Annotated in this window: 7 protein-coding genes; 3 read left to right on the top strand and 4 right to left on the bottom strand. The window is 68.7% G+C overall.

Annotated features, from left to right (window positions below; translation table 11 throughout):
- Positions 1 to 144: 144 nt before the first annotated feature.
- Positions 145 to 609: a DIP1984 family protein gene (locus ACPXB1_RS27685; protein ID WP_355628152.1), complete on the top strand. Its 465-nt coding sequence runs from the start codon at positions 145 to 147 to the stop codon at positions 607 to 609.
- A gap of 323 nt (positions 610 to 932) precedes the next feature.
- On the opposite strand, the gene ACPXB1_RS27680 is transcribed toward ACPXB1_RS27685, so the two are convergent.
- A complete protein-coding gene (locus tag ACPXB1_RS27680) occupies positions 933 to 2,021 on the bottom strand; it encodes a hypothetical protein (protein ID WP_355593232.1) in 1,089 nt (362 codons plus the stop codon).
- A 292-nt stretch (positions 2,022 to 2,313) separates the two neighbouring features.
- Between ACPXB1_RS27680 and ACPXB1_RS27675 the strand changes: the two genes are divergently transcribed.
- Positions 2,314 to 3,081, top strand: coding sequence for a hypothetical protein (locus ACPXB1_RS27675; protein WP_355593234.1), 768 nt, complete (start codon positions 2,314 to 2,316; stop codon positions 3,079 to 3,081).
- A 70-nt stretch (positions 3,082 to 3,151) separates the two neighbouring features.
- A complete protein-coding gene (locus ACPXB1_RS27670; RefSeq protein WP_355593236.1) occupies positions 3,152 to 3,439 on the top strand; it encodes a hypothetical protein in 288 nt (95 codons plus the stop codon).
- A 531-nt stretch (positions 3,440 to 3,970) separates the two neighbouring features.
- On the opposite strand, the gene ACPXB1_RS27665 is transcribed toward ACPXB1_RS27670, so the two are convergent.
- The 3 genes from ACPXB1_RS27665 to ACPXB1_RS27655 are packed head-to-tail and all read right to left on the bottom strand — an operon-like array spanning position 3,971 to position 13,507.
- Complete coding sequence (locus tag ACPXB1_RS27665) at positions 3,971 to 11,569, bottom strand: SpvB/TcaC N-terminal domain-containing protein (protein ID WP_425736001.1); 7,599 nt, start codon at positions 11,567 to 11,569, stop codon at positions 3,971 to 3,973.
- Positions 11,559 to 12,554 (bottom strand): methyltransferase domain-containing protein, encoded by a 996-nt coding sequence (locus ACPXB1_RS27660; RefSeq protein ID WP_355593240.1) that lies wholly within the window; start codon positions 12,552 to 12,554, stop codon positions 11,559 to 11,561. The genes ACPXB1_RS27665 and ACPXB1_RS27660 overlap by 11 nt, the downstream gene beginning before the upstream one ends.
- Positions 12,551 to 13,507: a hypothetical protein gene (locus tag ACPXB1_RS27655; protein WP_355593242.1), complete on the bottom strand. Its 957-nt coding sequence runs from the start codon at positions 13,505 to 13,507 to the stop codon at positions 12,551 to 12,553. Before ACPXB1_RS27655 ends, ACPXB1_RS27660 begins: the two co-directional genes overlap by 4 nt.
- Position 13,508: the final 1 nt, after the last annotated feature.

Here is a 13,508-nt window from a genome sequence, read left to right as displayed (position 1 = left end):
ATCAGGCTACGCATGTCGGCGATCAGCCCATCCGGGTTGGACACAACCCAGCCCAGAGCCCTACTGCATCTCCTGTTCCTTCTTGTCCTGTTGGTCAACGTAATTGGGAGGTGGCGGTGATCTTCGTTGGTCATACTGGTGCCTATGAAGCTTGCTGAGGCTCTTGCGTTGCGCGCAGATGCGGCGCGTCGCGCCGAACAACTCCGTGCCCGCATCGTCGCCAGCGCGCGGTTCCAGGAGGGTGAGACGCCTGCGGAGGACGCTGCGGCTCTCCTTGGGGAGGTCGGCGAGGTGCTCGGTGAACTGGAGGCGCTGATCCGACGAATCAACCGCACCAACGCCGCCACCGGGGTTGACGGTGGCACACTCACCGACGCTCTGGCACGGCGCGACGTGCTTCGCTTGCGGCACGGCGTGGTCACCTCTGCCGCCGATGCCGCTGTCGGGGAGGGCCAGCGAGGGTTTCGGCAGTTGCGGTCGGAGCTGAAGATGATTCCGGCCCTGCCGGTGGCGCAACTGCGTAGCCAGGCCGACGACCTAGCCCGGCAACTTCGCGAGGTCGACACCCTGATCCAGCGGACGAACTGGGAGGTCGACCTGCTGGACTGACGACAGGTTGCGGAGCAGGTAGCCGACGTGGAGGCGTGCACGACCCGGGAGCCGGCGGTATTCCGGCTCACTCCTGGCGCGCCGAGGGCAGGCGTAGGGGTTCGACTCCCTGGCATACATCGCATGCCCAGCACAGGACACAGGTGACGGCGCACAGGGCACGGCACACTACCGGGTGCAGATCCACGACGGTGAGGGTGGGACAGGGGACTTCCGCAACCCGTACTGGTACAGCTCTTTCGCTACAACGTTCAACGCCCGTACTGATCTGCCGCCGTCCGCGCATCGTGAGCAACCGACTGGCGGGTGGCGACGCGCGCACGTTAGCCGTTGAACTGTTCCCATTCGAGGCGGGAGCGTAGGGGTCGCAGGGCTGAGCGTTGCCGGCTGCCGATGCTCAGCCAGATGCCGCTCTCGCCATAGTCGACGGCTATGGCGACCAGGCCGGGAGCTGTCCAATGGCGCGTCGGGTCGCCCGGTACCCGCATCGGCTGCAGCGCGACAGGAACCAGATCCTCGACGAACCGGTCCAGCGCCTCCGTGGTGACCGTGGCGGAACCGGTGAACGGTGAGGTGCTCACCGCTTCGTTGAGGGCGAACTGTAGCAGGAAGCCGCTGAGGCGTTCCCGCTCGCGCAGCCGCTCCGGGCCGCCGTCGTACCAAACGACCGGATCGTCGTCGGTGGGGTCGATCAACGCCACCCAGACGCCCTGATTCTCGGCCGCGAAGACCACCAGCGGCTCGTCGTCCAGGTACTCGATTCTGTCGAGCGGCTTTATGAAGTCCTGCCGGCCGAGGATCTCCGAGCGGCCAGCGGCGATGTCGTGGAAGGCCAGCAACGAGGCCGGAAGCGTCATAGCCGCGTGTTGGGGTGTGGCCGGCGGCACCGGCACATCGGCGTACCAAGCGGTCAGAAAGGAACGCAGAGCCCGAGTCAGGTCCTGCGGCACATTGTCCAGCCAGTCGATACCGGGCACCGGCAGCGTCGGTGTCGGCCGCACCCTGTCCAGCAGTCCGGGGAGAAGTCGCTCGCCCCAGGTCAGTTCAGCGAACGTAAGTGACCCCTGTTCCCCCGTGTACGGGTTCATCCCACGGTAGATGCTCCTGGCTTGGTAGAGCTCACCGAGAGCCAGGCAGCCATCGGCCATCTTGACAAAGCCCAGAAGCGGCCGATTGAACTCGTTCTTCGAACTTATCCACTGAGTCGCCGCACTGGGCAACGGCTCCCGCAGCACCAGCGTGTTCGCATTGTCCACAGCGTTGCCGTGGGGCCGGTCTCCGGCGTCAACGATCACGACCAGAGCGTCGGCCCCGTACGCGAAGGTGACCCCGTCACCATGCACGACCTCGACGTTCGAGCCGGCAGCATCCACCGCCACCCGCTCCGGGACAACCGACCATCCCTCGATCACCGGGCGAGTATAGGAGCCCGGATCGAACAAGCTGGTCCGCCAGCTCGATCGGCCTGAGCCGCTGCGGTACGTCTAGGTGGATAGCGCAGTGGTGGCGGAGGCCGGCGTCGGCACCGCGTATGAGCACCATCCGCGGCGGCATCGGGGTGCGGTTCAGTAACGGTGGCACGAGCCGGCAGGCGGTCGCATCCTTGCCCTGCCGTCTGAATTGCTATGCGTCTTGCCGTCTGGCCAGGTAGCTTCACAACCTTCGGCCGCCGCGCGCCGCCGGAGTCCCTGAAGGTGCATCTCCGTGACGCAATCCACGCCCGCCCGGCGTCGACTCGACGCCGCCCTGGCCCATCTCACCATCACCTTCCGTGGCATGGCCGCCCATCCCAACGACAGCAACTGCGAGTGCCACTGGGGCAGCGCGGAGGACCTTGCCCTGCTCAAGACCGCGGACGTCGAGTTGGACCCGGATCTGCTGCGCCGCACCTACTCGGCCGGCGACTGGGACTTCCCCGCCGCCATGCTGCGCCGGATCCTGCCTCAGCTCGCTCGTTCTCTGGTCGACGGTGAGGTGATGCGTCTGGACAGCATGGATCATGCGGGGCGGATGTTCGCACTCGGCCGTTGGCAGCAGTGGCCTGGCCGGCGGTCGCGGGCGGTCCTTGACTTCCTGGACGCCTGGTGGTTCGTCGTGCTCACGGAGCAGGACGCCGAGGTTCCGGCGTACTCGGTGCTGGCCATGCTGGTGGAGGCCTCTGGCGGGTTCGACCGCTGGCTTCGTGCCTGGGCAACGGCGACCAGTCCGGTGGCGAACCAACGGCTCGCGGAGGCGTTCGGAACATGGGAGTACGACCTGCTCCGCGACGATCTGCCGTGGCGAACCTGGTCGTTGACGGACGACGAGGAGGAGGCCCTTCGCGCGGAGCTCACCAGGTGGCTGCTCCAGCACGCACCGGCCCGGCTGCGGATGATCGGCGCCGACGCAGACCTGCTGGACCGGATCAGGCTACTCGGCATTCCCTGTCCGGCCAGATGGGACGACCCGCACTGGCCGGACCACGCCTACTGACTGGGCGGAGGTCCAGCACTGCGATCAATCCACAAACCGGCACTTCGAGCGTCCTCTGGAGACGATAGCCATGGACAGCGAGATCATTACCCGCGCCATCGTCGTCTGGACGGGATGGGGACGAACGCCGTGGCCCGACCGCGATGAGGCGTCGCTCGTGGCCGAGTTTGGTCCTGATCTCGCCCCCGGCGTCCTCGCAGAAGTCCGCCGGCTGGAGGACGAGTTCTACTCGTCCGAAGCAAGCAATGTTGCCCCGGACCTGAAATCGATGGGAGAGCAGGCTGCCGCCCAATTCCGTGAGACGCACGGAGATTGGGGAAGAGGCTGTGCAAGCCCTCGCCTGGAGTTACACGTTTGACCTCAAGTAGAGCGGGCCGCGCAGGCCCAGCGGTAGTGAGGGAGGCCGTGGGTTCTTCGCCTCGCTGGCTAAGCGACGCTCTCGCAGCTAAAGGCTCCTAACTCTTTGAGCGCTGTAGCCGGCGCCAGCAGATGATGGCGCAGGCGAGGGTGAGGAACGCTTCGTGCATGTCGGCACGGATCATCCAGCAGATCCGGAGGCGGCGAAGCCAGTGCAGCAGAGCGACGGTCTGCTCCACGACCAGCGTTGGGTGCCGATGACCGGGATCAACATCACCGGGGGGAAGACACCACGCGGGTGCGGGCGGACGAGGACGCCGACGGCTTCGCCGGCTCGTGGAGCCTCAACGGATACGGCATCTGCGGGAGCTGATCTGGGACCGGGGCCGCCGGTGGCGACCCTGGTCGCCGGACTGCCGGCACCCACGGCGCCGCTACGGCCGTTCCCGGGAGCGAGGGCGTGTGTCGGGCAGTTGCATTGTTGTGTCGTCATGACGCGACCTACCCGAGCCCTTGGGTCTGCTGCACCCCCTCAGTACACCGGCGGACGCAGGTTGGCCAGGTTCGGCGGGAGCGGCACCACCTGGTATTGAATGCCCGCGTCGATGAGCGCCTGCCGCAGCCGGTTGCCCTCGCCGCTGGTCGGCAGCGCCTCGGTGCCGTACCACACAGCTTGCTGGATCTTGCGGTCCGCCCGCAGTTGCACGTCCTTGCCGACCTGCGCGACCTTGAAGTCGACCTTCTCTTTCAGCTTGTCCGCGGGCAGTTGGCTCCACGGGGTGGTGTTGAACTCGTAGAGCGTGCCGGTCGACGTGTTGTAGTGGTCGGCGATCCGGGAGTCCAGCTTGGTGTTGGCGGTGACCTCGAACTTCGTGGCGTTCAACGGCCCTCCGACGACCGCCTCACCGTAGCGGTCGTGAATGTAGGTCGCCCTGGCCTCCTGGGTCATCGGCTTGTTCACGGGCGAGTCGGCGGGCACGGGCGGCGCCTGCTTCGGCGGCGGTACGGGCGCGGCTTCCTTGACTGCGGGTGTGTGGGGCGCAGCCGGTCGTGTCTTGATCACCTTCGGCGCCCGCGTGGGGTCGAGCACCTTGGAGTGCAGCTTGCCGCCCTCTCCCAGTGTGACCAGATCACCGACAACGACCGTCGCCGTCTCCAAACCCGCTAGGCCCGCGTCGACGTAGTGGCCGGCGGCCTCCAGGGAACTACCCTGCTTGTTGGCCTCCCGCGCGGCGTCGATGTGCTCGGCGACCTCCTTGGTGCCCTCGACAACCGTCTTCACCAGCCCGACGCCCGGGATGTTGGAGGTGATGACGTCGTCGGCGAGCTTCTCGGCCTTCGCGTTGCCCTTGCCGTCGTTCGTGATGTAGCTGACGGCGACGTCGGCCACGCCGGTGGACAGCCCCTTGAGGGCGATGGCCCCCGGCCCCATCATGATCGTCGCGTAACGGTTCACCCGTTCGAGGTTGCGGTTGACGTCGGCCAGGCTGGGGACGCGCCCGTCGGCGTCGATGAGCACCACCGGGTTGGCCGCCGCGTACTGGAAGGCGTTCAGTCCGCCGGCGGGTCCGGCCGGGTCTGCGCTGGCCCACCGGCACAACCACGGGATGTAGTAGCGCGCGCCGATGTAGACGAAGCCCGTCTCATCGTCGCGTTCGCGTCCGCAGAACCGGTATCGCTTCGGTGTCTCCGTCTGATTCGACACCGACTGAAAGGTCGTGCCGCCGTACGGGGAGTACTCCTCGAACGACACGATCCGCGCGGTCTGGTCGAGCTCCAGCGTCGCCGAGCCCAGATAGTTCGCAAGCTGGTGACGGATCAGCTGGGCGGGCCCGGCGTCGACGCCCGCGGTGTCGACCGTGCGGGTTTCCACCACCGCGATGCAGTGGGTGCCGTCCATGGCGCGGACGATCTCGCGCTCGATGAGGTGGGGGCCGCTGCGCGTACGGCGGATCTCAAAGCCCGCGAGATAGATAATCTCCTCGCTCACGGCGCCCGGTTTCTCCCAGACCTTACGCACGCGGTTGCCGTCGGCGTCGTAACCGTAGTAGACGGTGCCCCCACCGCCGAGGTCGGCGCGGTGCAACTGGTCGTAGAGGTCCCAGTGCAGGTTGGCGTCGCCAGCACCGATGCCGGTGATGGTGGTGAGGTTGGCATGCGCGTCGTAGCCACATGGCTCGTCGGGGTTCGCGCCTCCGAGCACCCGGCTGCGGTCGAGCCGGTTGTTCGGCTTCTCGTAGTCGAACGTCCGCGTCCAGCCTGGATTCACCGGATTCGTGCCCGTGTGCGTCATCCGCAGCATGTTCCCTGCGTCGTCGTACACGTAGCGTTCGGTGTACCCGCCCATCGCGGCGCCGTCGTTGGGATGCGGCAGCCTGACGCGGGGCGCGTCGTGGCTGCTGTGCGGAAGGGGACCGTGCTGGCCGAGGTGCTCGCGGCCGGTGGCCTCGACCAGTCGGTAGAGCGCGTCGTAGGTGTAGGTGCAGCTCGGGCCGACAACCGTGTTGGCGAAGAACAGCACCTGTTGGGCGCCGTCGCGGATCGCGGTGACGTTGCCTACCGGGTCGTAGGCGTACGAGAAGTCCTGTAGCCGGTCGCCGTCGCGCAGCGTACGTAGTATTGCCAGCCGCGAGCTGGCCGGATCGTAGTTGTAGAAGGTGCTGACGTCGTTGCCGCGCACGAGGCGTACCCGTCGCCCGTGGGCGTCGTACTGCGTGGCCTTGACCAGCGGCGTCCAGACTGGTTCACCCAGCGCATCGGTCGCGGCGCGCAGGTTGACGTCGACCGACTGTAGACCGTTGCCCTCGTCGTAATGGGATCGGACCAGGGTGGGTGGCCGCCCCGACGTGTGCGGCGCAGTGACGACCACGGGACGGTTCAGTGCGTCGTACGTGGTCGACGTGGTCCAGGCCTCGTCACCGAGCATCGAGGCGAGGCGGGCGTCGAGCGTGGCGACGTCGATGAGCGCGTCGGCGGCGGTGGGCAGAGCCGCGTGGTCGGCGTCGACATCGGTCCAGTCGACGATCGAGCGGTACCGGGTGCCGCCGGTGAGTCGCCTGGTCACCCGCACCAGGTTGTTGCCCGCGTCGCGCTGCTCGGTCGAGATCGTCCCGGCCTGGTCGAGGTGCAGGTGCATCGCCCCGCGCAGATTGCGCTGCGCCGCTTCGGGGTGCTGCTCTCCGTACACCATGCGGGCGATGAGCACCTCGCGGCCCGGGTCGGCCGGATCCGCGCCGACGGCGAAGGTCCGCACGGGCCGTCGCATCGGGTCGTACTCGGTGCGCATCGCCACCCCGCGCTCGTCCCACGAGCGCAGCGGCTGCCCGCCTGCGTCCGCCATGGTCCAGCGGGCGCCGGAGTCCGCGCTGCGCTGGCGGATCATCCTCCCGGCGAGGTCGTAGTCATAGCGCATCATGATGCGGCCCAACGGGTCGCCAGCCGGCCGGATCGCGTCACGAAGCGCGAGCTGGTTGCCCTCGATGTCCAGCACCGCGCGGCTGGCGAGCAGGAGGTGCCGGTCCGGCCGCGACGGGTCAGGTCCGTTGTCGGTGATCGTCAGAAACGGCCGTCCGAGCGGGTCGAGGTGACCCGTCTTCGGGGTACGCGCGTGGGCCGCGGCCTTGTCGGCGGCGTCGCGCTGCGGTGTGCCCGGGTCGGACTCGACGGTGATGTCGTGCCATGTTCGCCACGGCGGGGCGGCTGGAAGGCCGGCGAAGTATCCCGCGACGAGGTGGGCGATGTCGGGGTCGGTACGGGGATCGTCGAGCACCGTGTCGTTGCGGTCCCACGTCACCTGTGTCCACGCGGTGAGGGTCGTCTTGTCGTAGGTGTGGTCCGGGTGCAGCGTCGCCGCGACCCGGCCCAGGGGGTCGTAGAAGAGGACCGGACTGACCCCGATGCGCGCGTCGAACTCGAAGGCCGAAGTGGCGCTGAAGAACGGCTCGTACGTGCGCACGGGCCGACCCTTGTTGTCGTACACGGTCCACCCCGTGCAACTCCACCGCGGTCCGTCGGGGGCGCCGTCGCTCACGGGCCCGGGTTCGGCCTGGAGCTTCTGCTGGATCGTCCGTCCGAAACCATCGAGATACGACAACCCCACCTGCGATGGGGACGGGACTCCGGGCGTGAGCCCCGCGACGTGGATCTCACGCGAGATCGCCGCGCCGGCGATGGGGTTGGGGAACTCCTGGTCACGGGAGTCGGCGTACGCGGCGAGGTCGTAGAGCCGCCGCGTCGTCGCCGCCCCCAGCAGCCCTGCGGCGTGAGCTCGTGGGTCGGCGAAGAAGTCCCTGACCTCGTCGGGTGAGAGATCCGGGTTGATGCCCGCAAGGGAGTCGCCGGTCAGCTGACCCGGCTTGCCGACGAGAGCGGTGGCGCTCACCGTGCCGAAGACGTCGAACGCAGCCTCGCCGACGTTGCCGTTCGGATCGGTGACCCGCCAGGGCTGCAGTACCCGGTAGTCGATGTCCGCGGTGAGGCGATTGCCGACCGCGTCGCTGGTGTCGACGATCATCAGGTCGTGCTCGTCGTAGCGGGCCGTGTGTTCGGTGCTGACCGCCGCGGTGTGGAACGGGTCGCGGATGCGGTGCGGCAGGAAGAAGTGCCCCTTCGCGTACGCCAGTTCGGCGGCAGGTGTGTCGGCACCGTTGGGAGACAGGAACGTACGCGAGCCGGGTATCCACCACCGGGTGCCGCCCGGGCCGTCGGAGACGTAGCCGCTCGCGTCGGACAGCACCGCGGCGGGATCGGGGAGCAGGGGGTCCGCGCCGCGGCGCAGCACCTCGTCGAGCAACCCGCGCGTGAACGCCAACTGGTACGTCTGCCCGGGAAACGCACGCGAGTCGAGCCCGCCGACGGCCAGCAGGTCGGACAGGTCGTCGGCGCGGTACCGGACGCGGATCCATTCGACAAGTCGGCGCTGTCGCGATCCCGGTGTCGGGGACTGCTGGTAGTCGAGCTCCGATTCGAACACGGGCACTCCGGAGTCCCGGTCGACGAAATCCGAGGCCTGGTAGCGGGAGTTGCGGCCCGTTGGGAGGTAGCCGGTGAGCTCGAACGTCCTCATCTGGGCGGGCATCGAAGCACGGTGATCATCGGGATGCGCGTCGAGATCGGCGATCGGGTTGGTGACCTCCGCCTCGGTGTAGGTCAGCAGGTCGGTGCGCTGCCGCGTCCTGTCGTCCTGCTCCGGCAGGGCAGCCGCCCCCGCCGGTAGCCGGCCGTAGGCGATCGCGACCGACTTGAGCACGGCGCCGAACTCGTCGATCTCCAGGTTGATCGAATGCTTGACCCTGGGGTCGTCGGGATTGCGTTCCAAGGTCCGTTCCACGGTTTCGTACGGATGAACCCGGAAAACGGCGTGACGGTTTGTGCCGTGCGCGTGCACCCGACGCACGGTCAACGTGTGTTCGACGACGACGTAGGGGAAGTCCTGCGCCGCGCTGCCGTCGCAGCCGTACACCTCCTGACGCAGCACGGCGCCCTTGCGCGCCCGGCGTGCCTCGGCCTCCTCGCGCCCGTCCACAGCGGTCGGCAGCGGGGGAGCCTCCAGCGCCCCCGGCGGTAGGTACTCCGTGGACGTGCCGAGGTCGAACCAGGTGCGGGTCATCACCGGTGCGACGTTCGTCGCCGGATCCTCGTTCTCGAAGTGCTCGTCGAGTGCGCCGGTGGCGTTGAGGGCCGCCAACTCCCCGGTGTCCCACTGGTCGACGAGGCCGAAACCGCGGAACTCGCGCTCCTCGCCGTCGAAGTAGCCGTGGTGGTAGGCGTAGCGGGTTGTGAAGCGGTTGCGGCTCACCCGGTCGACGGTGTCGACGCGCTCGACGACGTGCACGGGGTAGGGAAGTTTCGTCGACCACGGTCGTCCATCGCGTGCGTCCCGGGCGCTGAACGTGTTCGACGGGGTGTAGCGAATGTGCGTCTCGACGCCCTGGTTGTTGTCCATCCGGACCAACAGGTGCGGCTTTCGGTCACCGGTCAGCTGGAGGTAGCGCAGCCGCTGCGGGTCGACGTCGACCGCCGAGGGCATCCACACCAGGCAGGCGGTGCCGTTGCCGAGCAGGTCGGTGACCATGACCGCGGACGGGTCGACGATGGTGGGGAAGGCGTCGATGGACGTCGGTTCGCTCCACCCGTTGCCGCACTGGTTCAGATACAGCTGGATGCCGTCGGGGTGCAGGTAGACGAGGTCGGTCGTACCCGAGCCGTCGATGTCGGCGAGCTGGAGAAGGTTCGGATCGAACCGATCCGGGTGATCGAAGGCCCTCAAGCCGTCCATGACGACCTTGGTGCCGAACCGGCCGTGTCCAAGATTCGGCCAGTAGCAGACGGATCCATTGCGAACCTGAACGAGGTCGGGCAGCCCGTCGCCACCGAGGTCCGCGAAGTAGACCGCTTGGGTGGGATCGCTGAAGACCAGCTGAGGGCCTCTCTGGTCGATGTCGGGCCGGGGTATCCGGATGCCTGGCCCGAAGCCCGCCTCGGCCAGCGAGGGATGCCAGACGAAGACGGCGTCCTCGACGAACACCACGTCTGCGCAGCCGTCGCCGGTCAGGTCCGCCCAATGGGCGTTCGGTGCTTGGACGTTGGCGCTGAGCCGTGACGCCAGCGGCCGGAAGGGTCGCCAACTCTCGCCATCGTCGTGCTCGTGCAGTCCCGGTGTCGGGCCGTCGAAGATGACGACATCGAGTGTGCCGTCGCCGGCCAGGTCGACGAAGTGGGCGCCGTCGGTGCTGTCGGCGTTTGGTCGGAGCGCGACCGGTTCGGCCCGGCTGAACGCGGCGGCCCCGGACAGCGGGCTGGTGTTGCGGCGATACGACCAGGAACCGTGGCGTTCGACGAGCAGCCCCGGGATGCCCTCGCCGTGGAGATCGACCCAGCGCGGGTCGTCACCGGACGAGAGTTCGTCGACGTCGACCGTGTGCGTCGTCCGGCCGACGGTGGCGGGGCTGTAGTCGAACCGTACGGAAGGAAGCGCCCGGCTGGTGATCGCTCCGCCGTCCCTGCGGTAACCGCGGTGGGTGATCGTGCGCAACTGGCTGTACGTCGCCGACTCGGCCACGCCGTATCCGAGGTCCATCGACGACACTGGACCGTCGTAGCCGAGGTGACCGGCGACGGAGTCCGGCACGTGGTGGAAGGTGATGATGCGTGCACACCGGCGCAGCGTGCGTACCTCGAAGCCGCTCCGGTAGCTGGAGAACTGGTCGTGCCGCAGGTCCCAGTCCCGGACCGAGCCCGGCGTGGGCGCGTCACTGTGGTGTTCGCCGTAGTCGAGCACCACCTCGAACATCCAGCCCGGGTCCGGTGCCGCTGCCAGGTCGGCGAGGAAGCGGGGCCGGCGGCCGTCGTCGTCGAGCAGCGGGGTGCGGTTGCCGTACCGGATCGACTTGAGATAGCGGTTTGTCGCCCGCCCCGGCGCGTGGCGCTCCCCGCGGCCGATCTCGCACGGTCGGGTGAGGTCGATCCCGTCACCGTTCTCCGCCACGTACTCGTAGACGATGCCGTTTCCGCGGTCGTCACGGGTCTCGGTGAGCAGCCAGCTGAACACCCGGCGCGAGCTGGCGGCGTCGACCACGCGGGATCCGTGGTCCCGGCCGTAGACGCTGAGCACGTTTGTCGAACTGAGCGAGCGCCAGTGGACGTCGCCGTCGGTGGTGCGTGTCCAGCGTTCGATGCGCGCGTACAGCCCGTCGATGCGCGGACGGTAGCGGCGGATCGCATACCCGGGTGCGCTGTCCAGATCGTCGCGCTGGCCGCGCGGTCCGGGTACCGGCACCAGATCCTCGGCACCGGAGAGGATGAAGACGTCGGCGTCCACGTCGTCGCGGTAGGTGGGTACGCCCTTGTCGGTGCGGCGGGTGATCGACGCCACGGGAAGGCTCCAGCCGAGGCCGAATGGTCCGTTGCCGGCAGCCGAGTCGTACGTCAGCGCGAGCTGGGGCGCGAAACCGGCCCGGCCCGGTGGAATCCGGACGGGTATCGAGGTGGAACCTGTCCCGGTCGCGGGCGCCACGGTGAACTTGTCGCCCATAGCGCGGACCGCGCCGCCGCCCTTCGGTAGCGCCGGCGGTGTGAACGCGGGGGCAACCGACGAGGCGGAGGGGGCCGGCAGACCGGCGTCAGCTGTCATGCGAGAGCACCCACATCTGTGTCGGCGGGCCGTACGCCGGGTGGGCCTCCCCGATGCCGCGCAGGGCGGCACGGTACCCGGCGGGGGCGGCGTGCCCGGCGATCCAGCGGCGCATCTCCGACCGGGTCCATTCGAAGTGGTGCCCGGGGTGGCGGACGCGGGGCTGACCGGTGTGGTCGTCCTCGGGGAACAGGACGTTGTACTCGACGTTGGGGGTGGTCAGCACGATCGTCGGTGGGGACAGTTCGCGGAACACCAGGCGCGCGAACAACTCCAGGGTGGGCTCGTCGAGGTGCTCGATGACCTCGATGGCCACCACCGCGTCGTGGTCGGCCCACAGGTGCGGAAGGTCGGCGATCTCGGCGACGTCCAGCCGGGCCCGGGGGCGGAGTCGATCGTCCAGTTCGCGGTCGAGTTGTTCGAGTCCGGAGCGTACGGCGTCGGTGTCCGGGTCGATGCCGTGGAACTCGATGGCCTTCTGCGGCCACCGCCGCAACGCCGCGAGCTCGAACTCGCCCTGGGCGCATCCGACGTCGAGGGCCTTGCGCACCCCGCGCCGGTTCAGCATGTCGGATGCGACGGCATGGCGTTGCTGGTGCAGGCCCTTCGGATAAGGGGGGCCGGTCAACGTGGCGACGGGGTAGGGGGGCGCAGGGCCGTTGCGAGGCTCCACCCGGCCGTCGGACCCCACCGGCAGCATTTCGAGCAGGATCTGGTTGCGGATGAAGCTGGGGGCGTCCTCGATCGGGATCACGTCGACATGACGACCCAGCCGACGCCGTAGTCGGGCCACCGCGTCGGGCAACTGGACGCGCGGCAATCCGATCGTGCCGAAGTCGATGTCGGACCGCGCATCCCAGTGCTGAGCGTGGGCCAGCGACCCGGCGAGCCACACGCGTTTCGCCCCAGCCTCGTAGAGGACGCGCGCCGCGTCGCCCGCCAGTGTCACGGCGGTGTCGTAGTCGGCGTCGGGCGGTATCGTCATGGCGCCAGCCCGGCGTAGACGCTCAGCAGGGGACCGTCGGCGCAGATTCGCACGCTGACCATCGTGGGTCGCACGGGTTGGTCGACCGCGTCGCACCAGTCGCGGAAGGCCCGCTCTGCGTGCGGTCGCTCCACCAGCACCGCGCGGATCGCGGCCAGCGGGTCGCCGTCCAGCACGCCGCCGGTCAGCTCGAGCTTGAGCTCGACGGAGTCGCTCGTCGTATCCAGTGCGAGCAGCACTCCGGCCTCGGGCAGGATGAGCCTCCCGGTCAGCCGGCGCGCGACGTGTGCCGCGGCCAGCGCATGCCGGGTGAGCCCGTGGCCGGCCGCCCAGTCGACAAGCGTCGACAGCGCGATGCCGTTGCGGCATTCGTAGTACATTCGCGGATTCGCCGCGAACCGGGCGCCGTCGAGCGCGACGAAGTGTGGCTCCAGGCCGGGGACCGCGTCCAGAAGGCTTTCGTGAAGGCCCTGGCGGGAACCCAGCGCTGCGAGCACGTCACGACTGCGCCGAACTTCGAGATAGGCCTTGGCCGCCGTACCGTCGGCGCCGATTACGGCGGAGACGAACCCGCCGAACCGATCGTCTGCGAAGTATGGCGCCCACCGTCTCGCTGTCGACACGGGAACGTCGGCCAGCCGCAGGGCGTCGGCCCGCCGGTCTGCCAGGGCGGTATCCGGGTGGCCTCGTACGAGGTCGAAGCGCAGCGCCAGCGGGGTCTGCTCCGAGAAGGACACCTCGACGGGCGTACCGCCGGGGTTGAGCGCGTTGGTGCGGTAGGCGGCATCGCCCAGCGGACGCGGAAACGCCGCAGTGGTCAGCCGGCGGATCTGGGCGTGCGCCCCCGGGCGGGGGCCGGTGCCGCCGAGGCGGGCCATGATCGCGCACAGCCGCGCGGCCACCTCGACGTCAGTGGTCCCGGCGACGGGCGACTGCGCGGTGTCGATGCCCACG

It is taken from the genome of Micromonospora sp. DT68 (assembly GCF_049847245.1).
GTDB classification, from domain to species: Bacteria; Actinomycetota; Actinomycetes; order Mycobacteriales; family Micromonosporaceae; genus Micromonospora; species Micromonospora profundi.
This window is presented reverse-complemented; position numbering and strand designations above follow the sequence as displayed.

Bases quoted from the DNA above. Each gene is read 5' to 3' on its own strand.
- ACPXB1_RS27685 (WP_355628152.1), top strand. From the start codon at position 145: ATGAAGCTTGCTGAGGCTCTTGCGTTGCGCGCAGATGCGGCGCGTCGC.
- ACPXB1_RS27670 (WP_355593236.1), top strand. From the start codon at position 3,152: ATGGACAGCGAGATCATTACCCGCGCCATCGTCGTCTGGACGGGATGG.
- ACPXB1_RS27665 (WP_425736001.1), bottom strand. From the start codon at position 11,569: ATGACAGCTGACGCCGGTCTGCCGGCCCCCTCCGCCTCGTCGGTTGCC.
- ACPXB1_RS27660 (WP_355593240.1), bottom strand. From the start codon at position 12,554: ATGACGATACCGCCCGACGCCGACTACGACACCGCCGTGACACTGGCG.